This is a genomic window from Polaromonas hydrogenivorans (genome assembly GCF_040105105.1).
Lineage (GTDB): Bacteria > Pseudomonadota > Gammaproteobacteria > Burkholderiales > Burkholderiaceae_C > Polaromonas > Polaromonas hydrogenivorans.
On record NZ_CP157675.1, the window covers coordinates 2,506,802 to 2,533,706 of the forward strand.

22 protein-coding genes are annotated in these 26,905 nt (G+C 63.1%); 8 read left to right on the forward strand and 14 right to left on the reverse strand.

Translation table 11 applies throughout. From position 1 onward, the window contains the following. Positions 1-79: 79 nt before the first annotated feature. The 4 genes from ABLV49_RS12070 to ABLV49_RS12085 all read right to left on the reverse strand — a co-directional run bounded on the left by ABLV49_RS12070 (position 80) and on the right by ABLV49_RS12085 (position 5,135). On the reverse strand, positions 80-1,486 hold the full coding sequence (locus ABLV49_RS12070; RefSeq protein ID WP_349276687.1) for an FAD-binding oxidoreductase: 1,407 nt from the start codon (positions 1,484-1,486) through the stop codon (positions 80-82). Further along, positions 1,486-3,003 carry a UxaA family hydrolase gene (locus ABLV49_RS12075; protein ID WP_349276689.1) on the reverse strand — a complete coding sequence of 506 codons (1,518 nt, stop codon included), beginning with the start codon at positions 3,001-3,003 and terminating at the stop codon, positions 1,486-1,488. The genes ABLV49_RS12070 and ABLV49_RS12075 overlap by 1 nt, the downstream gene beginning before the upstream one ends. A gap of 12 nt (positions 3,004-3,015) precedes the next feature. Beyond that, entirely contained in the window at positions 3,016-3,993 is a 978-nt protein-coding gene (locus ABLV49_RS12080; RefSeq protein WP_349276690.1) for a Bug family tripartite tricarboxylate transporter substrate binding protein, read from the reverse strand. Between the two features lie 62 nt (positions 3,994-4,055). Next, complete coding sequence (locus ABLV49_RS12085; RefSeq protein ID WP_349276691.1) at positions 4,056-5,135, reverse strand: mannonate dehydratase; 1,080 nt, start codon at positions 5,133-5,135, stop codon at positions 4,056-4,058. Positions 5,136-5,364: 229 nt separating this feature from the next. Between ABLV49_RS12085 and ABLV49_RS12090 the strand changes: the two genes are divergently transcribed. From ABLV49_RS12090 to moeA, 5 genes are all read left to right on the forward strand, one after another. After that, a complete protein-coding gene (locus tag ABLV49_RS12090; protein WP_349276692.1) occupies positions 5,365-6,798 on the forward strand; it encodes an aldehyde dehydrogenase family protein in 1,434 nt (477 codons plus the stop codon). A gap of 243 nt (positions 6,799-7,041) precedes the next feature. After that, positions 7,042-8,190 carry an ABC transporter substrate-binding protein gene (locus ABLV49_RS12095; RefSeq protein ID WP_349276694.1) on the forward strand — a complete coding sequence of 383 codons (1,149 nt, stop codon included), beginning with the start codon at positions 7,042-7,044 and terminating at the stop codon, positions 8,188-8,190. Positions 8,191-8,332: 142 nt separating this feature from the next. Then, positions 8,333-9,463, forward strand: coding sequence for a GTP 3',8-cyclase MoaA (moaA, locus tag ABLV49_RS12100; RefSeq protein ID WP_349276696.1), 1,131 nt, complete (start codon positions 8,333-8,335; stop codon positions 9,461-9,463). Positions 9,464-9,474: 11 nt separating this feature from the next. After that, positions 9,475-10,113, forward strand: a complete 639-nt coding sequence (mobA, locus tag ABLV49_RS12105) for a molybdenum cofactor guanylyltransferase MobA (protein WP_349281692.1) — start codon at positions 9,475-9,477, stop codon at positions 10,111-10,113. Beyond that, positions 10,110-11,456 (forward strand): molybdopterin molybdotransferase MoeA, encoded by a 1,347-nt coding sequence (gene moeA, locus ABLV49_RS12110; protein ID WP_349276698.1) that lies wholly within the window; start codon positions 10,110-10,112, stop codon positions 11,454-11,456. The genes mobA and moeA overlap by 4 nt, the downstream gene beginning before the upstream one ends. A gap of 34 nt (positions 11,457-11,490) precedes the next feature. Here the strand turns inward: moeA and ABLV49_RS12115 are convergent, their stop codons facing one another. The 4 genes from ABLV49_RS12115 to ABLV49_RS12130 form a co-directional block, all read right to left on the reverse strand. Beyond that, positions 11,491-14,655, reverse strand: a complete 3,165-nt coding sequence (locus ABLV49_RS12115; protein WP_349276700.1) for an efflux RND transporter permease subunit — start codon at positions 14,653-14,655, stop codon at positions 11,491-11,493. 39 nt (positions 14,656-14,694) lie between these two features. Beyond that, positions 14,695-16,005 carry an efflux RND transporter periplasmic adaptor subunit gene (locus ABLV49_RS12120; RefSeq protein ID WP_349276702.1) on the reverse strand — a complete coding sequence of 437 codons (1,311 nt, stop codon included), beginning with the start codon at positions 16,003-16,005 and terminating at the stop codon, positions 14,695-14,697. Between the two features lie 141 nt (positions 16,006-16,146). After that, a complete protein-coding gene (rnhA, locus tag ABLV49_RS12125; protein WP_349276704.1) occupies positions 16,147-16,632 on the reverse strand; it encodes a ribonuclease HI in 486 nt (161 codons plus the stop codon). Between the two features lie 65 nt (positions 16,633-16,697). Beyond that, positions 16,698-17,519 carry a class I SAM-dependent methyltransferase gene (locus tag ABLV49_RS12130; RefSeq protein ID WP_349276706.1) on the reverse strand — a complete coding sequence of 274 codons (822 nt, stop codon included), beginning with the start codon at positions 17,517-17,519 and terminating at the stop codon, positions 16,698-16,700. 12 nt (positions 17,520-17,531) lie between these two features. Here ABLV49_RS12130 and gloB point away from each other — a divergent pair, with 12 nt between their 5' ends. Together gloB and ABLV49_RS12140 are read left to right on the forward strand one after the other, a co-directional pair. Further along, the gene (gene gloB, locus ABLV49_RS12135) at positions 17,532-18,302 is read left to right on the forward strand and encodes a hydroxyacylglutathione hydrolase (protein WP_349276708.1); all 771 of its coding nucleotides are present in this window, start codon (positions 17,532-17,534) and stop codon (positions 18,300-18,302) included. Continuing rightward, positions 18,299-19,873 carry a transglycosylase SLT domain-containing protein gene (locus ABLV49_RS12140; RefSeq protein ID WP_432280016.1) on the forward strand — a complete coding sequence of 525 codons (1,575 nt, stop codon included), beginning with the start codon at positions 18,299-18,301 and terminating at the stop codon, positions 19,871-19,873. The genes gloB and ABLV49_RS12140 overlap by 4 nt, the downstream gene beginning before the upstream one ends. A gap of 54 nt (positions 19,874-19,927) precedes the next feature. On the opposite strand, the gene ABLV49_RS12145 is transcribed toward ABLV49_RS12140, so the two are convergent. After that, positions 19,928-20,980 (reverse strand): ABC transporter substrate-binding protein, encoded by a 1,053-nt coding sequence (locus ABLV49_RS12145; protein WP_349276712.1) that lies wholly within the window; start codon positions 20,978-20,980, stop codon positions 19,928-19,930. 140 nt (positions 20,981-21,120) lie between these two features. Beyond that, on the reverse strand, positions 21,121-21,261 hold the full coding sequence (locus tag ABLV49_RS12150; protein ID WP_415838099.1) for a hypothetical protein: 141 nt from the start codon (positions 21,259-21,261) through the stop codon (positions 21,121-21,123). A 279-nt stretch (positions 21,262-21,540) separates the two neighbouring features. Between ABLV49_RS12150 and ABLV49_RS12155 the strand changes: the two genes are divergently transcribed. Further along, a complete protein-coding gene (locus ABLV49_RS12155; RefSeq protein ID WP_349276714.1) occupies positions 21,541-23,586 on the forward strand; it encodes a cytochrome-c peroxidase in 2,046 nt (681 codons plus the stop codon). Positions 23,587-23,613: 27 nt separating this feature from the next. Here ABLV49_RS12155 and recR read toward each other — a convergent pair whose 3' ends face one another. The 4 genes from recR to soxZ all read right to left on the reverse strand — a co-directional run bounded on the left by recR (position 23,614) and on the right by soxZ (position 26,869). After that, complete coding sequence (gene recR / locus ABLV49_RS12160) at positions 23,614-24,240, reverse strand: recombination mediator RecR (protein WP_349276716.1); 627 nt, start codon at positions 24,238-24,240, stop codon at positions 23,614-23,616. A gap of 28 nt (positions 24,241-24,268) precedes the next feature. Further along, the gene (locus tag ABLV49_RS12165; protein ID WP_011801070.1) at positions 24,269-24,601 is read right to left on the reverse strand and encodes a YbaB/EbfC family nucleoid-associated protein; all 333 of its coding nucleotides are present in this window, start codon (positions 24,599-24,601) and stop codon (positions 24,269-24,271) included. A gap of 77 nt (positions 24,602-24,678) precedes the next feature. Continuing rightward, positions 24,679-26,496, reverse strand: coding sequence for a DNA polymerase III subunit gamma/tau (dnaX, locus tag ABLV49_RS12170; protein WP_349276718.1), 1,818 nt, complete (start codon positions 26,494-26,496; stop codon positions 24,679-24,681). 61 nt (positions 26,497-26,557) lie between these two features. Next, entirely contained in the window at positions 26,558-26,869 is a 312-nt protein-coding gene (soxZ, locus tag ABLV49_RS12175) for a thiosulfate oxidation carrier complex protein SoxZ (RefSeq protein ID WP_349276720.1), read from the reverse strand. Positions 26,870-26,905 lie beyond the last annotated feature (36 nt).

The following is a 26,905-nucleotide window of genomic DNA, read 5'->3' on the forward strand; positions in this document are numbered from 1 at the left end:
CACAAAGGCCAGTTCACTACTTATTTGATAGCTGCTTGCACATACCTGGTATGCGCAATAGCCCGATTTCATCAATATTTCAATCAGGCAGCAGCTTGCGCGGGTTTATCAGCCCCTGCGGGTCCAGCGCCTGCTTGACGCGGCGCATCACGTCCACTTCCAGCGGCGCCTTGTAGAGCAGCATCTCGTGGTTCTTGAGCTGGCCCAGGCCATGCTCGGCGCTGAACGAACCCTGGTACCTGGCCACCACGTCGAGCACGATGGCGTTCACGCGGTCGGTTTCGAGCTGCCAGCCGGGCGTGGTCCAGCCGGCCGGGCGCGACACGTTGAAATGCAGGTTGCCGTCGCCCAGGTGGCCGTAAACGATGGGCCGCACGCCTTCGTAAGCCGCCTGCAGCAGCGGCAGCACCTCGTCGATGAAGGCCGGCACACCGGACACCGGCACGGCGATGTCGTGCTTGATGTTGCTGCCGTCATGCTGCTGGGCTTCGCTGATGTTCTCGCGCACAGCCCACAGCTCATGGGCCTGCGCCTCGGACGTGGCAACCACCACGTCGTCGATGATGCCCTGCTCCAGCGCGACCTCCAGCGCCGCCTGGAAAGCGGCATCCAGCGCTTGCTGGCCGCTGGCGTCGCTGGCCTGCATCAGCACATGCCAGGCGTGCGGCGTGCCGAACAGCGCCGGCGTGGCCGGGAAATACCGGCGCACCATCGCCACGCTGGCCTGGCTCATGAGTTCGAACGCGGTGAAGCGGTCGCCGAGCTGGCCGCGCATCAGCCCCAGCAGTTGCAGCGCCTGTTGCGGCGTTTTAAAGGCGGCAAAAGCCACGGCCTGCGCATGCGGCGCCGGAAACAGCTTGAGCACGGCGGCGGTGATGATGCCCAGCGTGCCTTCGGAGCCGATGAACAGGTGCTTGAGGTCGTAGCCGGTGTTGTCCTTGCGCAGCGCGCGCAGCAAGTTGAGCACCTGCCCGTCGGCCAGCACCACCTCCAGCCCCAGCACCAGGTCGCGGGTGTTGCCATAGCGCAGCACCTGAACGCCGCCGGCGTTGGTGGCGATGTTGCCGCCGATCTGGCACGAGCCCTCGGCCCCCAGCGACAGCGGAAACAGCCGGTCGTGCTCGGCGGCCAGCGCCTGAATCGCCTGCAGCACGCAGCCGGCTTCGACCGTCAGCGTGTTGTTCAGCGGGTCGATGCTGCGCACGCGGTTCAGGCGCGACAGGCTCAGCACGACTTGCGCGCCGCTGCCGTCGGGCGTGGCGCCGCCGCACATGCCGGTGTTGCCGCCCTGCGGCACGATGGGCACGCCGTGCGCGGCGCACAGCCTGACCGTGGCCGCGACCTGCGCGGTGTCGGCCGGACGCAGCACGGCCAGCGGCTGGCCGGTGAACTTGCCGCGCCAGTCGGTCACATAGGCGGCCAGATCGGTGGTGAGCACATGGGCCTCGCCCAGAATGGCTCTGGCTTCATCAAGAAATTCAGTCATCACGCAAGTACTCCAATGGGCCAGGGGGCGAATTCGTTCTCGCCCATGCCGACAATTTCACTTTTGCTTTTCTGGCCCGAGGCGGTGCGCAGGATCAGCTCGAAAATCTGCCGCCCCACGTCCTGCAGCGTGGCCTCGCCGTCGATGATGGTGCCGCAGTTGAGGTCCATGTCGTTTTTCATGCGATTGAACATCGGCGTGTTGCTGGCCAGCTTGACCGTGGGCGCGGGCACCGAGCCAAAGCACGAGCCGCGTCCGGTGGTGAAGGCAATCAGGTTGGCGCCGCCGGCAATCTGGCCAGTCGCGCTGACCGGGTCGTAGCCCGGCGTGTCCATGAACACCAGCCCGTGCTGCGTCACCGGATGCGCGTATTCATACACGGCCATCAGCGGGCTGTTGCCGCCCTTCTTGGCGCCGCCCAGCGATTTTTCGAGCACGTTGGCCAGGCCGCCGGCGTTGTTGCCGGGGCTGACGCGGCCGTTGATCTGCGTGTCGCGGCCCTGGTTGTAGTCGAGCCACCAGTTCATACGGTCCACCAGCTTCTGGCCGACCTCGGGCGTCACGGCGCGGCAGGTCAGCGTGTGCTCGACGCCGTAGATTTCGCTGGTTTCGGACAGGATGGCCGTGCCGCCGTTCTTCACCAGCAGGTCCATCGCCACGCCCAGCGCCGGATTCGCCGACAGGCCCGAAAAGCCGTCGGAGCCGCCGCACTGCAGGCCGACGGTGATGTGCTCGGCCGAACACGGCACGCGCTTGATCTTGTTGGCCTCGGGCAGCATGGCGCGGATGATGTCCTTGCCCCTGGCGATGGTCTCAAGCATGCCGCCGGCGTCCTGGATCACCAGCGTCTGCAGCTTCGGCCCGACCACCAGCTTTTCCTGCTCCAGGAAGCCCCAGATGTTGTTGCGCTCGCAGCCCAGCGCAATCACCAGCGCGCCGGCCGTGTTCGGGTGGCGGATGTGGCCGGCAATCGTTCGGCGCAGCAGGTCCATCGGCTCGCCGGTCATCTCCATGCCGCAGCCCATCTCATGCACATAGGGCACGACGCCATCGACATTCGGGAAATCGGCCAGCCGCTCGTCGTCGAAATAGTCGGCGATCTTGCGCGCCGCCGTGGCGCCGCAATTGCCGACGACGAACACGCCGACGTAGTTGCGGGTCGCCACGCGGCCATCCTCGCGCACGATGCCCATGAACGTCGCCCGTTCAGACGGCGGCAGGATGTCGGCCGGGCGGTAATCCTGGCTGAAGCGGTAGTCGCGGTCTGTCGCGCCGAAGGCGATGTTGTGGCTGTGCATCCAGGTGCCGGGCGGCAGGTCTTCGGCGGCATAGCCGATGACGGTGTTGTATTTGAGGACTTGCTCGCCCCTGGCGATGAAGCGCGCCGCCAGCTTGTGGCCGGCGGGCACGTCCTGCAGGGCACTCAGGTTTTCGGCGGGAACGGGCGTGCCCGCCGTGATGGCGGCGCGCGCCACCACCACGTTGTCCTGGGGATCGAGCCGGATGGCGGGGTTCATGCGCTGCAGTCCTCAAGGCGTCTTGATGCCGGCGGTCTTGATCACCTTCGTCCAGCGCGCTTCCTCGCTCTTGACGAAAGCGGTGTAGGCCTTGGAGCCCAGCGGCGGCACGATGAAGCCCTGCGATTCCAGGCGCTGCTTGACGGACGCAGAACCCATGGCCTGGACCATGGCGGCTTCGAGCTTGTCGATGATCGGCTGCGGCGTGCCTTTTGGCGCCGACAGGCCCGACCACGACAGCGCCTCAAAGCCCTTGTAGCCCGACTCGGCCACGGTCGGAACGTCCGGATACAGCGGATTGCGCTGGGCGCTGGTGACGGCCAGCGGGCGCAGCTTGCCGGCCTTGACATGCTGCAGCGCCACGTCCTGGTTGATGAACATCATCTTGATCGTTCCGCCCAGAATGTCGGTCATCATCGGGCCGCCGCCGCGGTAGGGAATGCCCAGCATGAAGATGCCGGCGGTCTGCTTGAACAGCTCCATCGCCATGTGGCCCGAGGCGGCCGGCGTGTAGCCGTAGTCGAGCTTGGCCGGATTGGCCTTGGCGTAATCGACCACGTCCTTGAGCGTCTTGAACGGCGTTCCCGGATGCACCACCAGCACATTCGGGCCGGAATGCACTTGGGAAATATGGATGAAGTCGGTGTTCGAGTTGTACTTGGGCAAAGGCTCCAGGCCGTGGGCCACGGCGCTCTGGCCGACGCCGGTCTGGATCAAGGTGTAGCCGTCGGGCGCGGCCTTGGCGCCGCGCTCGGTACCGATCACGCCGCCGGCGCCGCCGATGTTCTCGACGATGAAGGGCTGCTTGAGGATCTTGCCGAGTTCCTCGGCCACCAGGCGTCCCATCACGTCGCTGGTGCCGCCGGCCGGGAACGGCACGATGATCTTGACCGGCTTGTTCGGGTAGTCGGCCTGGGCGAAGGCGGCCAGTGGCAAGGCGGCGCCGAGCGTGGCAATGGCGGCGAATTGAACGAGTTGTCTGCGAATCATGGGGTTGTCTCCGTGTTGATTCATATAAGGAAAAGGAAATCCGGCGTCTGGAATGCGCTTGTTCAGTCGGCCAGCGTGGTGATTCTTGGCGCGTAGCCCGCCGCCTGCAGCAGGCCGCGCGTGTAGCCCAGCGCAAACGCCATGAAGCGTTCGCGGTTCGGGTCAAGCTCGCTCAGCGGCACATGGTCGGGGCACAAAATGCCGGCGTAGCCCGCGCGCTGGTAGGCACGGATGGCTTCGTTCATGTCCACGTCGCCCTCATCGGGAAAGACCTCGGCAAAGTCGAGGTAGCCGCCCTTGATGTTGCGAAAATGCACCATGAAGATGCGCGGCGCGAATTCTTCAATCGCGCGGATCACGTAGCTGTGCGGCTCCCTGGCCATTTCGGCGACTGTGCCCTGGCAAAAGTTCAGGCCGTGGTTGGGGCTGCTTGAGAGCGCGACGAACTTGCGCAGCCCCTCGATGGAACCGAGAACATGCTCGACGCCGTTCAGGCCGCCGACCGGATAGGCCGGGTCGTGCGGATGGCAGGCCAGCCGGATGCCGGCCCTGTCGGCGGCGGGCACGAGTTCATTCACCAGGAATTCGATGGCGCGCCAGCCCGATTCCTCGGTCACGGGCGGCACTTCCCTGGCCATTTTCTGGCCGCAGAGCAGCGTCGATCCAGCGTCGCCCTCGTCCTGGTTGGTGGGGTAGCCGACGCCCCAGTAGCTGTGCTTGCGGTCGGCCTCGGCGCTGTAGCTGGCCAGCTTGAAGCCGCTGTACTGCACGCCGCCGCGTCCGGTGCGCAGGCCGGTCCGCGTGATGCCGACCATTTGCACGTTGTATTTCAAGGCCGTCAGGCCGGCGTCGGCGGCGATCTGGATGTTTTGCTTGAGCACCTCGGCCTGCTGGCGCGCGCTGGCCTCGTCGGTCAAGAAGTCGAGCAGGATGGAGCCCACATCCAGCGCAAACAGGTCAATCTTCAGGCCGAAGCTTTCGACCCACTCGCGGTAGCCGCGCAGCTTGTCCACGTCCCAGACGCCGCCCGGCCTGACCAGGTCGGTGCCCCGGTTGTCAATGACCACCCGCTCCACACCCAGCTGGGCAGACAGCCGCAGCCGCTCGGCCGGGGGGTTGATAAGTTGTTCTCCGATGTACATGCTGACCTTGTCCTCGTGGTTTAAAAACAGTGTCCAGACAGGCCGAAGCCAATGGACGCGCGTTCATTGTGAGACGGGGGTTTTCAGGCATCAACTGGTGAAACCCCTCGGAGCCGGCTGGAGTCCCACTATCTGGGACAAAATACCCACCCGGACTGCATCGGGGTGGTTCCATGGGTTTAACCGGGCACGACACGCTGCAGCCGCGCTTTCGCGCAAAATCATGCGCATGCAGTTCAATTACATCGCCAACGCCGCCGTTCCTTCACTTTCCGGCAAGACCATCGCGGTTGTAAATCCGTCCGATGGCCAGGTCTTTGACGAAATCCAGCGCAGCACCGCGCACGACATCGATGTGGCGGTGCGCCGCGCCCGCGACTGCCTGGAACTGGTCTGGTGCCGGCTCAGCGCGGCCGAACGCGGCCGCCTGCTGATGCGGCTGTCCGTCAAGGTGGCCGGGCATGCCGAAGAACTGGCCCTGATCGAGCAGCGCGACTGCGGCAAACCGACCCGCCAGGCCAGGGCCGATGCGCTGGCGCTGGCCCGCTATTTCGAGTTTTACGCCGGAGCTTGCGACAAGTTGCATGGCGACACCATTCCCTACCTGGACGGCTACAGCGTGATGACCTGGCGCGAGCCGCACGGCGTGACCGGCCACATCATTCCGTGGAACTACCCGATGCAGATTTTTGGCCGCAGCGTGGGCGCCGCGCTGGCGGCGGGCAATGTCTGCGTCGTGAAACCCAGCGAGGACGCCTGCCTGTCGCTGCTGCGCGTGGCCGAGCTGGCGACTGAAGCCGGTTTTCCGGCCGGCGCCCTGAACATCGTGACCGGCTACGGCCATGAAGTCGGCGATGCGCTGGCGCGCCACCCGGGCATCGACCACATCAGCTTTACCGGCAGCCCGGGCATCGGCACGCTGATCCAGCAAGTCGCGGCCGAGCGCCATTGCCCGGTCAGCTTGGCGCTGGGCGGCAAGAGTCCGCAAATCGTGTTTGCCGATGCCGACCTGGACGCGGCCATTCCGGCCATCGTCAACGCCATCGTGCAAAACGCCGGGCAGACCTGCTCGGCCGGCTCGCGTCTGCTGGTGGCAGAGGCGATTTACGAGCCGCTGCTGGCGCGGCTGGGCGAGGCGTTTGAAAACCTGCGCGTCGGCCCGGCGGCCATGGACCTGGACATGGGGCCGCTGATTCGCCAGAGCCAGCAGCAGCGCGTCTGGGATTTCCTGAGCGACGCCCATGTGGACGGCATTCCGATGGTGGCACAGGGCCAGATCGTTGATGAAGCGCCCGAGGGCGGCTTTTACCAGGCGCCCACGCTGCTGTGCGATGTGCCGCCCGGCCACCGGCTGATGCAGGAAGAAATCTTCGGCCCGGTGCTCTGCGCCATGAGTTTTCGGGACGAAGAGCAGGCGGTCGAGTTGGCCAACGCCACCCGCTTCGGGCTGGCCGCCGGCATCTGGACGCGCGACGGCGCCCTGCAGTTCCGCATGGCCAGGCGCGTGAAAAGCGGCCAGGTGTTCATCAACAACTACGGCGCGGACGGCGGCGTCGAACTGCCGTTTGGCGGCGTGAAGTCATCGGGTCATGGGCGTGAAAAAGGGCTGGAGGCGCTGCATGGGTTCACGACGCTGAAGACCGTGGCCGTGCGGCATGGTTAAGTTGCTATTTTTGAATGAAATATGCCATTTTCGCACGCCAGTATTTCGTATCCAGCTACTAAATAAATAGCAAAATCAACACAAAAACAACACAAAAACAACATCGTGCGAAATCAGGCTTTGAGCGGCGTCACAGCTAAAGGATTCCCCCATTGACGCAACTTGTTACATCGACTATGGTTCAAATCACCCTGCAAAAGCTAGGGGCATGACCAAACCAACCTGTAACAAGCCAAGAGAACAATGCGCCAAACACCCCAAATTTTTCTGTCCATGGCCTGCGGGCTTTTTTTATGCGCGTCCGGCCCGGCAGGTGCAGCCGATGTGGTGTTTGCTCAAATCGCATCCCAGAGCAATCCGGCCTCGATGGACAATGCAAAAGGGCTGACGACAGGTATCCAGGTCTATTTTGAAGCGCTCAATGCCAAAGGCGGTGTCAATGGCAACAAGCTCAAGCTGGAGGTGCATGACGACGGCCTTCAAGCCAAAAACATGGTGGAACTGACCGGCAAACTGATTGACAACCCGTCCATCGTGGGCCTGGTGGGCTTTCTCAATACGGCGGGCATGACCATGCTGGCCAAGGAAAACACCTTTGGTAAAAGCGCAATAGCGCTGATTGCACCGATGCAGGGCGACAAGAATGTGGTCGAAGCCGAAAACGTCTTCCCCTTGCGCAGCGGCTATGCCGATGAAATTGACGCCCTGCTGAAAGAAGCCAAGAACTGGGGCAAGGACACTGTCTCCATCGTCAACATGAATATAGGCTTTGGTCCCATCCTGGCTGAACTGGCACAAAAACGCGCCACCGACCTGGGACTCAAGGTGGTGTCCCACTCCGTGGTGGATTTCAGCCCTGATGCGCAAGCCGCCAGCGTCAGCGCGGCCGTCAAGTCTGTTGTGGCGGCCCATCCCAAGGCCATCTTGGTGCTGGCGGCGGGCATGCCTGCATTTGAATTCATCAAGGCGGTTCGCGCCGTGCCCGAAGGCCTGGGGCAGATTTATGGACTGTCTGTTTTGCGGCACAGCGACTTGATTGCGATCACTGGCGTGAACAAGGCGCGCGGCATTGTGTTGAGCCAGGCAACGCCCTATCCCTTTACCTCCACCAAACCCGTCATCACGGAATACCAGGCCGCCATGAAGGCTTACGACCCCAAGGCAGCCTTGTCGTTTTCCAGCCTGGAAGGCTTTTTGGGCGCCAAGATCGCTGCGGAAGCTGTCCGGCGGACTGGCGCGAACCCCAGCCGGGAGCGGGTGCTTGGGGCATTGAAAACCATGCAGGAATACAACCTCGGCGGCATTTCCGTCAACTACAGCGCCCAGGCCCGCAAGGGCTGGGGCGGCGTTGATTTGACCATCATCAACGCTACCGGCAACCTGCAAAAGTAAGCTCTGGCACGGTCTGCCGGTTGGGGAATCGCCGGCACGAAGGAAGCGGCCCGGCGATAACGTCTCTGCCTTATGGGTAAAGTCTGCCCGCATCAAGACGGACCCGGCCAATGGGGTAAATTCTCCCCGAGGCTTAATTACCATGACAGACACACCGCGCAAAATCATTCCCCTGGCAGACCTGCGCTACGCAAGCCGCGTGCCCACGGTTCCCGCCCTGTTGCCGGCACCGACCGGGCTGCTCAGCGACACGCTCGGCCGGCCGCTGCGCGACCTGCGCATCAGCGTGACGGACCGCTGCAACTTTCGCTGCAACTACTGCATGCCGAGCGAGGTGTTTGACAAAAACTACGCGTTCCTGCCGCAAAACTCACTGCTGAGCTTCGAGGAAATCACCCGGCTGGCGAAGATTTTTGTCGCCCATGGCGTCGAGAAAATCAGGCTCACGGGCGGCGAACCGCTACTGCGCAAGAACCTCGAAGTGCTGATCGGCATGCTGGCCCGGCTGCAGACGCCTGCCGGCAAGCCGCTGGACATCACGCTGACCACCAACGGCTCGCTGCTGGCCAAAAAAGCGCGCTCGCTCAAAGACGCCGGCCTGCAGCGCGTCACCGTCAGCCTCGATGCGCTGGACGACGCGATTTTTCGCGGCATGAACGACGTGGATTTTCCGGTGGCCGACGTGCTCAGGGGCATCGAGGTCGCGCAACAGGTTGGGCTGGCGCCGGTCAAGATCAACATGGTCGTCAAGCGCTGCACCAACGATGGCGAGATTTTGCCGCTGGCACGGCATTTCCGGCACTCCGGCGCGGTACTGCGCTTCATCGAATACATGGACGTGGGCGCGACCAACGGCTGGCGCATGGACGAGGTCTTGCCCTCAAGCCAGGTGATCGAGCGCCTGCGGGCCGAATTCCCCCTGGCCGCCATCGACCCCAATTACAGCGGCGAAACCGCCGAGCGCTGGCGTTACCTGGACGGCGGCGGTGAAATCGGCGTGATCAGCAGCGTGACCCAGGCTTTTTGCGGTGAATGCAACCGGGCGCGGCTCTCGACCGAAGGCAAGCTGTTTTTATGCCTGTTCGCCAGCCAGGGCCATGACTTGCGCGCCCTGCTGCGCGGCAACTATGCCGACGCGCAGATCGCTGCGGCCATCGGTCCGATCTGGCAGGCGCGCTCGGACCGCTATTCGGAAATTCGCGCCGCCCTGCCGCCGGACGCCGGCCCGGCAGGCGGCGCCAAGCGCGTCGAGATGAGTTACATCGGAGGATGATTTTGAACATTATGGAAACCCGCGAACCCTTGCATACCGAAGCCATCACCGGCGTGATCCTGGCCGGGGGCCGTGGCTCGCGCATGGGCGGCGTGGACAAGGGCCTGCAAAACTTCAACGGCGTGCCGCTGGCCCTGCACACCCTGATGCGGCTCTCGCCGCAGGTCGGCCAGATCATGATCAATGCCAACCGCAACCTGTCGGCCTACGAATCCTTTGGCGTTCCGGTCTGGCCCGACAGCGCCAGCCTGGGCGAATATGCCGGGCCGCTGGCCGGTTTCATCACCGGGCTGGAGCGCTGCGAAACGCCCTACCTGCTCACCGTTCCCTGCGACACGCCGCTGTTCCCGGCCGACCTGGTGGCCCGCATGGCCGATGCCATGGCGCGCGAGAATGCCGACTTTGCCGTGGCGGCCGCGCGCGAAGAAGACGGCCAGTTGCGGGCGCAGCCGGTGTTTTGCCTGATGGGCGTGAACATGCTGGAAAGCCTGGCGCGCTTCACGCAGGCCGGCGGGCGAAAGATCGACGCCTGGACGGCGCAGCACAACACCGTCATCGTTCCCTTCGACCGGCCGGGCGACGAGGTGCACGGCTTTTTCAATGCCAACACGCTGGCCGAGTTGCACCAGCTCGAAGCGAGGCAGCCATGAGCACCATCGAGCAGATTGCCGCCCAGTTGCAGGGCTACGACCCACAGGCCATGACGGCCGACGGTGTGCAGGATTTTCTGGCCCGCCTGGTGACGCCGGTGCGGGACGTGCTGGAGCTGCCGCTGTTTGAAGCGCTGGGCCGGGTGCTGGCGGCCGATGTGATTTCACCCTTCGATGTGCCGCCGCATGACAACTCGGCGATGGACGGGTATGCATTTTCCGGCAGTCAGCTGGCTCCAGATGCGGCGCTGGAGTTGCGGGTCATCGGCACGGCGCTGGCGGGCAAGGCCTGGCAAGGCAGCGTTTTGCCCGGCCAGTGCGTGAAGATCATGACCGGCGCGGTGATGCCGGCGGGCCTGGACACCGTGGTTCCGCAGGAGTTCGTCCAGCTGAACCGGAGCGGTGACGTTGAACGCATCACCATTCCGGTAGGCTTGCTGCGCACGGGCGACAACCGCCGCCTGCGCGGCGAAGACCTGGCGCAGGGCAAGGCGGCGCTGCAAAAAGGAGAGCTGCTCACGCCCGCCCGACTTGGGCTTGCGGCCTCTTTGGGTCTTGAAACAGTCAAGACATGGCGTCCGCTGCGCGTGGCCTACTTTTCAACCGGCGATGAAATCCTGTCGCTGGGCGAAGCGCCGCGCGAAGGCGCGGTGTACGACAGCAACCGCTACACCGTGTTTGGCCTGCTGAGCCGACTGGGCTGCCAGGTGATTGACATGGGCGTGGTGCGTGACGACCCGGCGCTGCTCGAAGCCGCGTTCACCGACGCAGCGGCGCAGGCCGACGCCATCATCACCTCGGGCGGCGTCAGCGTGGGCGAGGCCGACTACACCAAGGCGATGATGAAAAAACTCGGCGACGTGGCGTTCTGGCGCATCGCCATGCGGCCGGGCCGGCCGATGGCCGTGGGCCGAATTTCAAGCATCAAATCAGCCTTTTCCGCATATCCAGCAAGCACTGGCAGCTATGGAAAAAGTAGCAACGAGCAGGGCGCCATGCTGTTTGGCCTGCCCGGCAATCCGGTCGCGGTGATGGTGACCTTTCTGGCCTTTGTGCGCCCTGCCCTGCTGCGGATGATGGGCGCAAAACCTGAGCCCACGCTGCTGCTCAAGGCGCACAGTACCGAGGCGATCCGCAAAAAACCGGGCCGCACCGAATACCAGCGCGGCCGGGTATCAACCGCTCCCGACGGCTCGCTGCAGGTCAAGACCACCGGCAGCCAGGGCTCGGGCGTGCTGCGCTCAATGGCCGAGGCCAACGGGCTGATCGTGCTGCATCACGGCCAGGGCAATGTGGCCGTGGGCGACGAGGTCGATGTGATGATGTTCGACGGGGCGATGTAGATTTCCGGCTTCGCGGGAAAGACCCAAGCCGGGCTTATTTCGCCACCAGTTCAGGATGTGCTGCTGGCGCCTCAGGTTGCTCTTTGGCCACTGTCTTGTTGGCGCCCGGAATCACCTTGCGGGCAAACAGGGCATACATGGTCGGCACGACAAACACCGTCAGCAAGGTGCCCAGCGACATGCCGCCGACGATCACCCAGCCGATCTGGATGCGGCTTTCGGCACCCGCGCCATGGGCCAGGGCCAGCGGCAAGGCGCCCAGCACCATCGCGCCGGTCGTCATCATGATGGGCCGCAGCCGCTGCGACGAGGCTTTCACCAGCGCATCGATCATCTCCATGCCCTGCCCGCGCAGCTGGTTGGTGAACTCGACAATCAAGATGCCGTGCTTGGTGATCAGCCCGACCAGCGTGATCAGGCCGATCTGCGAATAGACGTTGAGCGAGCCGCCGCTCCATTTCAGCGCCAGCAGCGCGCCGATCATCGACAGCGGAACCGACAGCATGATCACCAGCGGATCGACAAAGCTCTCGAACTGCGCGGCCAGCACCAGGAAAATGAACACCAGCGCCAGCACGAACACGATGGCCAGCGCGCCCTGCGAATTCCTGAATTCGCGCGACGTGCCGTTCAGGTCGGTGCTGTAGCCGGTCTTCAACACCTTGGCGGCGGTCTGGTCCATGAAGCCCAAGGCTTCGCCCAGCGAATAGTCAGGCGCCAGGCTGGCGGTGATGGACACCGAGCGGCGCTGACCGAAGTGGTTCAGCTCGCGCGGCGACACGCTTTCACGCACATTGACCAGGCTTGAGAGCGGAATCATGGCGTCATTGCGGCCACGCACATGGATGCGCTCGATGTCTTCGGGCGTGCTGCGGCCGCTGGCCTGGGTCTGCACCACCACGTCGTATTGCTCGGCATCGCGCTTGTAGCGGGTCACATTGCGCCCGCCGAGCAGCGTCTCGATGGCCTTGGCCACCACTTCGACGCTCACGCCCAAATCAGCCGCCTTGTCGCGCTCCACCTCGATGCGCAACTCGGGCTTGTTCAGCCGCAAGTCCACGTCGGGCGAGACAATGCCCGGGTTCTTGGCCATCTCGTCAAGCATCCGGCGCACCACGGCGTTGAGGTTCTGGTAGCTGTCCGAGGTCTGGATGACGAAATTCAGCGGCCGTTCACGAAAACCCTGGCCCAGCGAAGGCGGCGTGATCGAAAAAGCCGTCACGCCGGGCAGCGCATTGAACCTGGGCTGCAGCTCGCGCGCCATGTCCATGGTCGAACGGCTGCGGTCCTCCCAGTCCACCGTGCGATAGACCACGCTGGCCTGCGCCACCGTCGGGTTGCCGACGTTGGCAAAGATGCGGTCGAATTCCTTGAACGGCTGGCCCATCTTTTCCAGCGCCTGGGCGTAGCGGTTGGTGTAGTCGAGCGTCGAGCCGTCCGGCGCATTGACGCTGGCCAGGATCACGCCCCGGTCTTCCATCGGCGAGAGTTCCTGCTTCATGGTCGGAAACACCAGCACGATGGCCGCGCCACTGACCAGCATCACGGCCACCACGATCCAGCGCGCCTGGAACACAAAGCCCTTGACCCGCTGGCCGATGCTGCGGTCGTGCGCCGGCGACTGAAAGCGCGCCGTGACGATCCAGCGCAGCAGCGCGCCGTAGCGCTCCGAAATGCCCGTCAGCACGCGCTCCATGGTGCGGTCGAAGCGGTTCGGCTTGGGGTTGTGCTTGAGGAGCACGGTGCACAGCATGGGCGTGAGCGTCAGCGCGACAAAGCCCGACACCACCACCGCGCCGGCCAGCGCCAGTGCGAACTCGACGAACAGCCGCCCGGTGCGCCCCGGCGTGAAGGCCAGCGGCGCATACACCGCGACCAGCGTGGCGGTCATGGTGATGATGGCAAACCCGATCTCGCGCGCGCCCTTGATGCCGGCCGAAAATGGGTCCATGCCCTCCTCGATATGCCGGAAAATGTTTTCCAGCATCACGATGGCATCGTCCACCACCAGGCCAATGGCCAGCACCAGCGCCAGCAGCGTGAGCGTGTTGATGGTGAAGCCGGCCAGCGCCATCAGCGCAAAGGTGCCGATCAGGCTGACCGGAATCGTGATGATCGGAATGATGGACGCGCGCAGCGTGCGCAGGAACACAAAAATCACCAGCGCCACCAGCAGCACGGCTTCAAAAATGGTCCGGTACACGTTCTTGACCGAGCGGTCGATGAACACCGAGTTGTCGTTGGCGATGTCGATCAGCACATCGGGCGGCAAATCGGCCTTGAGCTTCGGGATCACGTCCTGCACGCCCCTAGACAGGTCCAGCGGATTGGCCGTCGCCTGGCGGATCACGCCGACGCCGACCGCCGGGCGGCCGTTCAGCCGGACCGCCGTGCGCTCATCGGCAGCGCCTTCCTCGACACGCGCCACGTCGCGCACCCTGACGGAAAAGCCGTTGACGGTCTTGATGACGATCTCGCCGAACTGGGCCGGCTTGAGCAGGTCGGTCTGCGAGGTCACGCTGAATTCGCGCTGCTGCGACTCAATCCGCCCGGCCGGCAGTTCCAGGTTGCTGCGCCGAATCGCATCCTCGACATCCTGCGTCGTCAGCCGGTAAGACGCCAGCTTGTCGGTGTCGAGCCAGACGCGCATGGCGTACTTGCGTTCGCCGAAGATGCGCACGTCGGCCACGCCGGTCACGGTCTGCAGGCGCGGCTTGACGATGCGGTTGACCAGGTCGTTGATCTGCAGCGGCGTCATCGAATCGCTGGAAAAAGCCAGCTGGATGACCGGAAAGGCGTCGGCCTCGACCTTGGCGATCACCGGCTCCTCAATCGCTTGCGGCAGGCGGTTGCGCACCCGCGAGGTGCGGTCGCGCACCTCGGCGGCGGCGGAATCGGCGTCTTTTTCAAGCCGGAAGCGCACGCTGATCTGCCCCTGGTCGGCGCGGCTGATCGAGGTGATCACGTCCACGCCGTCGATTCCGGCAATCGAATCCTCCAGCGGCTTGGTCACCTGCGACTCGATCACCTCGGCCGACGCGCCGGCGTAGCGAACGCTCACGGTCACGACTGGCTCGTCGATCTTGGGGTATTCGCGCACGGTCAGCCGGTTGAAGCTGACCGCGCCGATCAGCACGATGAGCAGCGACAGCACGGTGGCGAACACCGGGCGGCGTATGGAGACTTCAGCGAGTTGCATGGGGGGCGGTGACGTGAATCACTCAGGTTCAGGTGGGCTTCAGGAATCAGCCGGGATTGCGCGCTGCCGCGCTGGCAGGGATTTTTCCGGCATGACGGCGCTGCTGGTGGGCACAAGGCCTGATGCTGGCGCCTGCGAAATCACGGCGCCGCACGGATTGGGGCCTGATGGCGAGGCGGTTTTTGCGGCGGCGGGAGCTGAATTTGAAGCGCTGGCCCCGCTTGTTTCAGCGGCCGGGCGGGACGGTGCGCCATTGGCCAGTTCCACCACCGTCACGACGGTGCCGTCTTTCTGAATCCGCTGCTGGCCGGTCCTGACCACGGTGTCGCCGGGCGCCAGCCCCTCGGTGATTTCCACCTTGCCCGGACTGCGCAAGCCCACCTTGACCTCGACACGCTGCGTGGTCCGGGTGGCTTCGTTCGGCCCGTCCAGCAGCTTGATGACAAACTGCCTGCCGCCTTGCGGAACAATCGCTTCTTCGGGAATGACGCTGGCGTTGTCGCGAATGCCAAAAACGGTGTTCACGCGCGCAAACATGCCGGGCCGCAATGTCAGGGCGCGGTTGTCGATGCAGCCGCGAATGCCCACCGACCGGCCGTTCACATCAATCAGCGGGTCAATCGCCTGGATCTGCGCCGTGTAGCGCTGGCCGGGCAGCGCGTCAATGTCAAGCAGGGCTGTCTGCCCGCGCCTGACCTTGCTCTGGTAGCGCTCGGGCAAGCGGAAATCCACGTAAATGGCGTCGATGTCTTCAATATTGACAATGTCGGCGCCATCCTTGAGGTAATCGCCCACATTGACCTGGCGAATGCCGGCGATGCCGTCGAACGGGGCAACGATCTTCAAGCGTGCCGCCGTCGCCCTGGCCAGCGCCAGTTTGGCCTGCGCCACCTGCAGGTTGGCGGCGCTTTCATCGAGCGAGCGCTGGCTGATGAAGTTTTGCGCGACCAGTTCCTGGTTGCGTTTCTGGTTGGCCTGGGCTATCGACAGTTCGGCCTGGCTTTGCTGGATTTGCGCCTGCGGCAGCTGGTCATCGAACTGCACCAGCACCTGCCCCTTGCGCACGCGCTGGCCATCGGTGAAGTTGAGCTGGGTGATGCGGCCGCTGACTTCAGGGCGCAACACCACGCCCCGGCGCGAACGCAGGCTGCCGACGGCACGGGTTTCATCGGCAAGCCGCGCCAGTTCCACCCGCGCCACTTCGACCGAAGGCGGTTTTGCGGGCGCACCAGCGCTGGCCATGTTTGCGGCGCCGTCAGCGGGCCTGGGTTTCTGATACCACCAGGCCGCGCCTGAAGCCGCTGCAATGCCCGCCACGGCGACCACGGTATAAATTGCTTTTGATGCCATGTTTCAATCCACGCCCCTTTCGGGGCGAATTTGGAAGAGCTTACCCCTCTCCCAAATAAATTCCATCCCCCTGAAGGAAGAGGTTTCAAACCGGAGTCGGTCAATGTAGCAGGCTGCGCATCCCTCTTTGGCCTGTCCGTTCTAAAGCCGCCCAAGGGCATGCTCCACGCCCTTGTTGGCCAGCGCATCAGCCCGCTCGTTGCCCGGGTCGCCGTTGTGGCCCCGAACCCAGCGCCAGTCGATGCTGTGGCCGCTGGACACGAGCAGCGCATCGAGCCGCTGCCACAAGTCCACGTTTTTGACGGGCGCCTTGGCCGCCGTGCGCCAGCCCCGGGCCTTCCAGCCGTGAATCCATTCGGTGATGCCCTTGAGCACGTACTGGCTGTCGAGGTAAAGGGTCACGGTGCAGGGCTTTTTCAAGGCCGCCAGCGCCTCGATGACTGCCGTCATTTCCATGCGGTTGTTGGTGGTGCCCATCTCGCCGCCGAAGATTTCCTTTTCGGTGCCGCCAGAGGCCAGCAAGGCGCCCCAGCCTCCGGGGCCGGGGTTGCCCTTGCAGGCGCCGTCGGTGTAGATCACGACGTGTTGTGGTTGGGAAATAGTGGGCTCTGCTGCTGAATCGGTCATGGGTTGCTTGTGGTTCCAGGTAAAAAAACTGCGGTTTAAAAAATCAAAAAACAGAGGCGGGATTTTCAGCGGCTGGCCGGATTCTTATTGGCAACGGCAACAGGTGCTGCGGCGGGCGCTTTACGGGCCTTCCAGGCCGGCTCCAGCAGGCGCATGCCCCGCACATGCTTGACCGCCACCAGAAAATAGACGGCCCCAAAGATCGGCCACCAGCGTTCGCCAGCCGCATCCATCCAGTCGAACCGGTCCAGCCATTTCTGGCTGCCCAGCGCCGGGCGGTAGCAGCCAAAACGTGCCGATTCGACCTCGAAATCGAGCAGCCTCAGCCAGTCGCGAAGCCGCCAGTAGCCAATGTAGTCACCGGCATTGGGCAAAAAAAACTCGTCGTAGCCCAAACGCTGGTAAAAATGATCGCGCCGCTGGCGCAAGCCCCACAGGCTGGCGGGGTTGAACCCGCTGATCACCACCCGTCCCTCGGGAACCAGAACGCGTGCGACCTCGCGCAAGGCAGAATGGGGGTCGCGTCCAAGCTCCAGCGTGTGTGGCAACAGCACCAGGTCCAGGCTGTTTTCGGGAAAAGGCAAGGCCGCCGAATCGGTCAGCAAGGCAAGCCGGGGGGAACTTATGGAAGCGGGCTCCATCCGATGGAGCGGGTTGCCTTGCAACGAAGACTGGGGCGGCAAGCCCGGCATGGATGAAAGGGCCAGCCATTTGTGCGGCATGCGGTTGGCTTGCAGGGCATCGAGTTCGGGCAGTCCCAGCTGCAGGGCGTGGTAGCCAAAAATATCGCTGACCGCCTCGTCGAAATGGGCCTGTTCCCAAGCCAGCAAGTAAGCGCCTGGCGGGGTTTTCAGCCAGTCTGTCAAACCTATAATTTCCGAGTTCATCGAGACCACTGCATGTATTTGTTTCCCATTTCCGCTTTTGCCGACAATTACCTGTGGTTGCTGCATGACGGCAAGCGCGCCCTGGTCGTGGACCCTGGCGACGCAGAGCCGGTATTGCGCGCGCTGGAACAGTCCGCGCTGCAACTGGAATCAATTCTAGTCACGCATCACCATGCGGATCACACCGGCGGCGTCGATGCACTGCGCAAGGCCACCGGCGCCACCGTTTACGGCCCGGCCACCGAACGCATTCCCGCGCCATTCGAGCCATTGCATGAAGGCGACTCGGTGCACACCCTGGGCCTGGATTTTCAGGTGCAGGGCGTGCCGGGCCACACGGCGGGGCACATTGCCTTTTACACCCCGGACATGGACGGCCAGCCGCTGCTGTTTTGCGGCGACACGCTTTTTTCAGGCGGCTGCGGCCGCTTGTTTGAAGGCACGCCGGCGCAAATGCTGGCATCGCTTGACAAGCTGGCCGCATTGCCCGGCGCCACCCGGGTTTGCTGCGCCCACGAATACACGCTGGACAACCTGCGCTTTGCGCTGGCCGTCGAGCCCGACAATACCGACCTGGCAGCGTACCAGCAGCATTGCCTCCGGTTGCGCGCTCAAGGGCAACCGACCTTGCCCAGTTCCATCCAGCAGGAAATCCTGATCAATCCTTTTTTACGCACGCGGCGAGCCAGTCTTGTTTCAGCCGCACGCCACTTTGACGCGTCAGTCCATGACGATACCTCGGTATTTGCCGCCCTGCGGCAATGGAAAAACCAATTTAAATGATGCTTCACTCCCGATCCGCCCCTCTTTACCCTTCTTTTTCTTTTCTAAACTTTCGGCTTTTCTCGCTGGCGCTGTTGCTGCTGATGACCGTGCTGGCAGGCTGTGCCACCCGGCCAACGGGCATGCCCGGCGACCCCGTGCTGGCGACCGGGCCGGGCTCCACCCCCGGGCAACGGGTTCAGACAGGTCCATTGCGTGCCATTACCCCTGGCCAGGTGAATTCATTCCCGATTGTCTCGACCGAGCCGCCCAAGGAACTCTGGGATCGCATTCGCCGGGGCTTTGCCATGCCCGACCTGCAAAACGAACTGGTGACTGACCGCGAGCAGTGGTATACCAGCCGTCCTGACTACATCCTGCGCATGACCGAGCGTTCCAGCAAATACCTCTTCCATATCGTTGAAGAGCTGGAGCGCCGCCAGATGCCGACCGAGCTTGCCCTGCTGCCCTTCATCGAAAGCGCGTTCAACCCGCAAGCGGTTTCCAGCGCCAAGGCGGCCGGCATGTGGCAGTTCATGCCGGCGACCGGCAAATACTTTTCACTCAAGCAAAACGACTTTCGCGACGACCGCCGCGACGTGCTGGCATCGACCCGTGCAGCCCTGGACTACCTGCAAAAACTCTACGGCATGTTTGGCGACTGGCACCTGGCACTGGCCGCCTATAACTGGGGCGAAGGCAGCGTCAGCCGCGCGATTGCCAAAAACCAGAAAGCCGGCCTGGGCACCAGTTACGACGAACTCAGCATGCCGGCGGAAACCCGGCTTTATGTGCCCAAGCTCCAGGCGGTGAAAAATATCGTGGCCAATCCGCAGGCATTCAACAGCGAGTTGCCGCTGATTGAAAACCACGCCTATTTCCAGCAGGTGCAGATCACGCGGGATATTGACGTGGCCCTGGCCGCGCGGCTGGCCGACGTGCCGATTGAAGTCTTCAAGGCGCTCAACCCCTCGGCCCGCCGTCCGGTGATCCTGGCCGCGGGCACGCCGCAGATTTTGCTGCCGTGGGACAACGCGCTGGTGTTCCAGCGCAATTTCGACGCCTACACCCAGGGGCAATACGCCAGCTGGACCGCATGGACCGCCCCCAGCACCATGACTGCGACCGAGGCGGCAAGGCATACCGGCATGAACGAAACCGATTTGCGCAGCATGAACAACATACCGCCGCGCATGCTCATCAAGGCAGGCTCCACCCTGATGGTGCCACGCACGGCGAAGATGGAAGATGACGTGAGCAGCCATGTCGCCGACAATGCCCAGGTTTCACTGTCGCCTGAAATCACCACCCGCCGCACAACCGTCAAGGCGCGCAAGGGCGAGTCCGTGGCCAGCATTGCCAACCGATATGGCCTGACGGCGGCCAGCGTCGCCAACTGGAACAGCGTCGGCGCCGGGGCGGCTTTCAAACAGGGCCATCAGGTCGTGCTGTATCTGCCGATCACCGCCCGCAACGTCGCCAACATGGTTGGGTCATTTAAAAAACCCGCCCCCTTATCGGACAACATCAAAATCATCCCAGTCAGGCGTAGCGCCAGCAAAACCATTGTCAAAAAATCAAAAAGGCGCTGAGTTTTTCGACTCGGGCGCATCAGGCGCGGGGCAGCAGCGCCTGGGCAAACCCGCTCAGGCCTTGAAGCGTTCCTTGGCCCGCTGGGCAAATACATTGGTATAGGTTTTGCCAAGGTCAATGCTGCCGGCCCTGATGCTGGCATCAACGCTGGCAAGCGCCTTCAGGGCGGTGCGCGGAGCTTCATCGGCCAGGATGCCGTCCAGCGAGATCGACTCGCGCACCTTGTTGAACGAGGCGATGTAAAGGCCCCGGTCGCCCAGCAGATAGCTTTCGGGCACGGTCTTGATGATGTCTCCCGGACCTGCCGTTTGCAGCCACTTCAGGCCACGCACCATCGCATTGGCCAGCGCCTGGCAGGTGTTCGGATTTTTACGGACAAAATCGAGCGGCGCAAACAGGCAGGCTGCCGGCATCGGCCCGCCAAACACTTCCATCGTGCCTTTGAGCGTGCGGGTGTCGCTGATGATCCTGACCTCGCCTTTTTGCTCCAGCATGGTCATCAGCGGGTCGGTGTTGCTCATGGCATCCACCTGCCCCGAACGCAGTGCGGCCAGTGCGCCGTCAGCAGCCTTGCCCACCCCGATAAAGCTTGCGTCACCGGCTTTCAGGCCACCCTGCGACAACACCATGGAGGCCATCATGGCGCTTGAAGAACCCAGGGCCGGGACGCCAATTTTTTTCCCCTTCAGGTCGGCTATCGATTGGTAGCCGGGCAGGTTTTGGGGAGAAACGCCAAATGCGACCTGGGGCGCCCTGCCCTGCAGCACAAACGACTGGTACATCTGCTGCGTGGACTGCAGGTGAAGGGTGTGCTCAAAACCTGCTGAACAAATATCGGCCGAACCCCGTGCCACGGCCTGCAGAGCCAGGGCTGCGCTCTCGAAATCACTGATGCCAACCTCCAGGCCTTCGCTCTTGAAATAGCCAAGCTGCTCGGAAATGGTCAGGGGCAGACAGTAAAAAGTGTTCTTACTGTCCACGGAAATCGTGATTTTTCGGGTCTCAGGCTGGGTTTGTGCATACAGCGCAGGCAAGCCGAGTGTTGCGGCAGTCAGGAGGCTGCCGCCGGTAAAAACACGTCGGGACATGCGGGGTAATCGTTCCATGCCAATTCTTTCTGCTCGAAGCCAGCTCTTTTTCAGCATATCGGTACACACAAAAACCCGCATCGGGGTCATCCCGTGCGGGTTAATACCAAAATCCCGTCTGCTTGTAACGAGTGCTTACTTTTCTGCGGACAAACACCTCAGTGAAAGCCGCTGAAAAGGATGCCTTCACGCGGCGGCGTTCGCATGGCGCCGAACTTGGCAATGCCTGCACACGCAATTGGCAACAAAGCTGCCGCCAAGACACACCCGTAAGCCACCGTAAAAAATGCAATGGCCATGATCCGCTTTCGATACGGGATTTTCGGGTGCTGCATCCACGCCATTCGCGCTGGAGCCAAACCGGGGTGCGGCGCTTCCTGAGCGCAAGCGTGGTTCGCAACCGGCGACGGCGACATACATCCATGGGCTTCCGTTACAAAACTTGCAATGTGATTGCAGGCAGAAATTCTGAATGGAGTACTTTCCCCTGATTCAAATTACCCCCAATTTGTATCACTGAAGAAACATGCCAGTCCGGTCGGCTTCCTGTCGGCTTTTTCTACCCATGGAGATTGAGAATGAAAGCATTTCAAATCCTCTCGCACGGCGATTGTTACGGTGTGATGCATCCGCCGCCCCGATGGCCGCGTCGCTCGCGCCTGACCGCAGATGCCTTGTTGATGGCCCTGCTGGCCTCTGGCGCAGCGGCGGTGATGGCGCAGGAAGAAGATGAGCCTCCCCCGCCGCCGGCATCGCTCAAGACCGTTCCGATCCCGGGACCAGCAGCGGCCATGCTGAATCACTATGTCGCCGACAAGGCCGCAGCCATCCGGCTCGGCAAGGCCTTGTTCTGGGATACCCGGGTGGGCAGCGACAACAAGACCGCATGCGCTACCTGTCATTTCCACGCCGGCGCCGACAACCGGATCAAGAACCAGCTCAATCCAGGCATCCTGGCCGGGGACCGGACCTTCCAGCTCGGGGGACCGAACTATGCGTTCAAGGCCTCCGACTTCCCGTTCACAGTGCATGCCGATGTCAACAGTGCGCAAAGCCAGGTCTCGGACAAGAATGACATCGCGTCGTCGCAAGGCGTGTACACGCGCTCCTTCACCGATGTCGCGTGGAGGACGGGCAGCGCCGATAACTGCGAGGACGTTTCCGATGCGGTCAATCATGGCGGCTCCGGCTTCAATCTCAACGGCGTCAACACGCGCAGGGTGGAGCCGCGCAATACGCCGACAATTTTCAACACGATCTTCAACTTTCGCAATTTCTGGGATGGCCGCGCCAGCAGCGTTGCCAATGGCGGCGATCCGTTCGGGCTGCGCAATCCCGACATGCATCACTGGAGAGTTGAAAACGGGGTGCTCAGGCCATTCAGCCTGGCCATTGCCACCGCTTCGCTCGCCTCGCTGGGTTCCGGTCCGCCGGTGAGCGAAAACGAGATGAGCTGCAAGGGGCGCACGCTTGCAAAACTGGGTACAAAGCTGGTGAAACTCGTGCCACTGGCCGACCAGAAGATAGCGCCCACCGACAGCACGCTGGCCCCGCTGATCAATAGCAACCTGACGTATGCGGACCTGATCCGCCAAGCGTTCCAGCCGGACTACTGGAACTCAAGGACCATGGTCAACGTGCCGGGCGCGAACAGCGCCAATTTTGGCAATATGGATTTGCCCAGAAGCAGGAATTCGCAAGCGAACAGACAGAGGAGCAATCCCGGCCAGATTTCACAGATGGAAGCCAACTTCTCGCTGTTTTTCGGGCTCGCGATTCAGCTCTACAGCTCAACGCTGGTGTCCGACGATACGCCTTTCGACCGGTTTGCCGCCGGTAACACCAATGCATTGACTGCGCAGCAGCAGCGCGGCATGGCGATTTTCCGCAGCCCGAACGCCCAATGCATTCACTGCCATTCGGGTCCGGAATTCACCAGCGCGTCGTTTTCCAACGTCACCGGGGAGGGCCGGCTCGATCAGCGGGCGGGCGCCAACAACTCGGTGTTCCGCTACGACAACGGCTTCTTCAACACCGGCGTTCGTCCGACGACCGACGACCTGGGCGTGGGCGGACTGGACCCCTTCAATAATCCGCTCTCGGAGAGCCGCCTGTCGCAACTCGGCAAGACGGCGCTGCTGGGCGAGGATTTCGATGCCGCCAGGGAAGTCCCGGTCGCTGCCAAGGCGCCATTGGCAGTTGATGGCGCCTTCAAGACGCCGGGCTTGCGCAACGTCGAATTCACCGGCCCCTACTTTCACAACGGGGGAAAGGCGACCTTGATGCAGGTGGTCGATTTTTACAATCGCGGCGGCGACTTCACGACGCAAAACCAGCCAGTTCCAGACCCGACCATCAAGCCGCTGGGCCTGAGTGAAACCCAGAAAAAGGATCTGGTGGCCTTTTTGCTTGCGCTAAGCGATGACCGGGTGCGATTCAAGAAAGCACCGTTTGACCACCCGTCGATCTGCGTGCCGCATGGACACGAAGGCGATGAGAACCGTCTCAGGGTCAACAGATCAGGCGATGCCATCGACACCATGATGTGCCTGCCTGAAGTCGGTGCCGGCGGAGTCAGAACCGGGCTCAAGCCCTTCCTTGATCTCGATCCCTACCAGCATTAGCCAGCATTAGGGCATGGAGTTGGCGGCTCACCTTCGGTCTGTCAACGCGTGCGCAATCGTGCCCAAATCGACATATTCGAGTTCGCTGCCCACCGGCACGCCGCGCGCCAGCCGGGTGACCTGCATGCCACGGCTTTTCAGGGCCTGGGCAATCACATGCGCCGTCGCCTCGCCTTCGGCGGTGAAATTGGTTGCAAGGATGACTTCCTGCACTTCGCGCAAAGCAGCCGGCAGCGGCTGGCCGTGCTCGTCCTTGGGAACGGCGCGGTCAAACAGCTTTTGCAGGCCGATGTCGTTGGGCCCCACGCCATCGAGCGGACTGAGCTTGCCCATGAGCACGAAATACAGCCCCCGGTAGGCCAGGGTTCGCTCCAGCGCCGCCTGGTCGGCGGGGGTTTCGACCACGCACAGCTTGCTGCGGTCGCGCTGGGGGTTGGCGCAGGTCACGCACACCTCCTGCTCGGTCAGGGTGTTGCACAAGGAGCAATGCCGGATGCTCTGGACCGCGTGCTCCAGCGCGCGCGCGATCTGCAAGGCCCCCGGCTTGTCGTGCTGCAGCAGGTGAAACGCCATGCGCGCAGCCGACTTCGCGCCCACGCCCGGCAGCTTGCGCAATGCCTGGGTCAGGCCGTCAAGGGCATTGGAATCTGCCACTGTGCTCGATTGCCGGAAAAGCTTTGGACTAGAAAGGAAACTTCATGCCGCCGGGAAGGGCCGGCATTTTCGCGGTGAGGTTGCCCATTTTTTCCTGGCTGACTTCCTCGGCCTTGCGCACGGCGGCATTGAAGGCGGCGGCCACGAGGTCTTCGAGCATGTCCTTGTCTTCCGTCAGCAGGCTGGGGTCGATCTCGATGCGCTTGACATCGTGCTTGCAGGTCATGGTGACTTTCACCAGGCCGGCGCCGGCGTCGGCAGTGACTTCGACAAAAGCCAGGTCGTCCTGGGCTTTCTTGACGCTTTCCTGCATCGCCTGCGCCTGTTTCATGAGGCCTGCGAGTTGTCCTTTGTTAAACATGTTTTTTTCCTTTAAAGATGGGTTGCTGAAAACTGTCGTTGATCATATCGGCTCGGTGCCCGCAAACCCGGCCCGGTTCAGGGTGAAACGCTCTTGATGCTGCCCGGAACAATCCGGGCGCCCCAGTCGCGGATCATGTCCTGCACGAAGGGATCATTTTGAATCAAGGCCTCGGCGGCGCGCTGACGCTCGGCCAGTGCGGCGCCGTTGCGACGTGCCGGGGTGTCGGTCACGGGTCCGACTTCCACGGTGAGCTGAAGGGCCGGATCGGCCAGCGCCATCTGAAGCGCAAGCTGCAGCTTTTCACGCGCGGCAGGCTGGCTCAATGACTCGCGCTCGACGCGCAAGGTCCAGACGCCTTCGCTGCGGCCGCGCAACTCCGACTGCAGGGCCAGCTCGCGCGTCAGGGCCGCGATGGCTTCTGCGGCCACCAGCTGGTTGACCAGTTGGCCCCAGGCATCGCCAAGGGAAGCGTCTTGAGGCAAGGTGCCGGGGGATGGCGCCGCAGGCATGGCCGGCTGATCAGCCGGCCGCCTTTCAGACGCTACAGAATTAATAGCTGGCTGCGCTTGTCCAGCGTGCGCAAAAGTCTTTTTTGACTCATAAACTGGAGCAGAAACCGGCTCTGGGACGGTCTGGACGGCCGGAACCACGGCCGGGCGGCTCTGCGTTGCAGGAATACGATGGGCAGCAGGCGCTGCGGCTTGCTCAGGCAGCGGCTTTTTTGCCGGCTCGGCGGCACTCCCCGGCGCAGGCTTGGCGGCAACCGGAGACGCTACGCTGGAGGCCTGGGGTTTGAAGGCCAGCAGGCGCAGCAGCACCATGGTCAGCGCCGCGTATTCGTCGGGCGCCAGGCCCAGTTCGCCGCGCCCGTGCAGGCACAGACTGTAGAGAAGCTGGGTTTCATCGGCCGGCATGGTGTGGGCCAGCCGGGCGGTTTCGGCAATCTCCGGGTCGGTGTCGTCGTCGCCAGCGCCCATGCCGGGGACGGCCTGCAGCACCGCCATGCGCTGCAGGATGGTGGCCATTTCCTCCAGCGTCGAGGCCGCGCTCAGGCCGTTGAGGCGCAGCACTTCGGAAGTTTCCACCACCGTGCGGCCATCGCCACGCGCCAGCGCATCGAGCAGGCGAAACACATAGCTGCGGTCCACGCTGCCGAGCATGACGCGCACGCTGGCTTCGTCGAGCCGGCCCGAGCCAAAGGCAATCGCCTGGTCGGTCAGCGACAGCGCATCGCGCATCGAGCCGCGCGCGGCGCGCGACAGCAGGCGCAGGGCCTGCGGCTCGGCCGGGACGTTTTCAAGGGCCAGCACCTGCACCAGGTGTTCGAGCACGGTTTCGGGCGCCATGGGACGCAGGTTGAACTGCAGGCAGCGCGACAGCACCGTGGCCGGCACTTTCTGCGGGTCGGTCGTGGCGAGCACGAACTTGAGGTATTCAGGCGGTTCTTCCAGCGTCTTGAGCATGGCGTTGAAGGCCGTGTTCGTGAGCATGTGGACCTCGTCGATCATGAAGACCTTGAAGCGGCCCACCACCGGCTTGTAGACCGCCTGCTCCAGCAGTTGGGCGATTTCATCGACGCCCCGGTTGGACGCGGCGTCGAGTTCGGTGTAATCGACAAAGCGGCCGCTGTCGATGTCCCGGCAGGCGTCGCACACGCCGCAGGGCTCGGCCGTGATGCCGCCCTGCCCGTCCAGGCCGGTGCAATTGAGGGATTTAGCCAGAATGCGCGAAACCGTCGTCTTGCCGACGCCCCGGGTGCCGGTGAACAGGTAGGCATGGTGCAGCCGCCCGGTGCCCAGCGCATTGCCCAGGGCCTGCACGACATGCGACTGGCCCACCATTTCAGAGAAATTCTTGGGGCGGTATTTGCGGGCAAGCACTAGATAGGACATGCCGTCATTCTAAATTGGCTGGAGCCGTACATTTTCTTGGCGGCAAAGCAGGGAAATCCGCTCAGGACACCGTGGCTTCGTCGCTGCGGGTATCGCCCCGGTTGTCTTTCCAGCGCACGCCAATCGTGTCGCCCGCCCTGGCGCCCTTGACGACAAACTGCAGATAGGGGTTTTTCGACACGCCCGGACCCCATTCGGCCGTCATCACGGTGTTGCCGTTGTGGCTCGCCGTGACCTCCTGGATATGCCAGGCCGGTGCGATGTGGCCGGCCTCGTCCTTGCGCTGGCCACTTTCCATTTCATGCGCCATGAGGATGCGGACGGTGGCTTTGCCGCCGCTGGCCTGGGCGCGGATACGCATCGGGTCTGCCATGGGTGAATTCCTGATTCTGGATAAAAAACCGGCCAG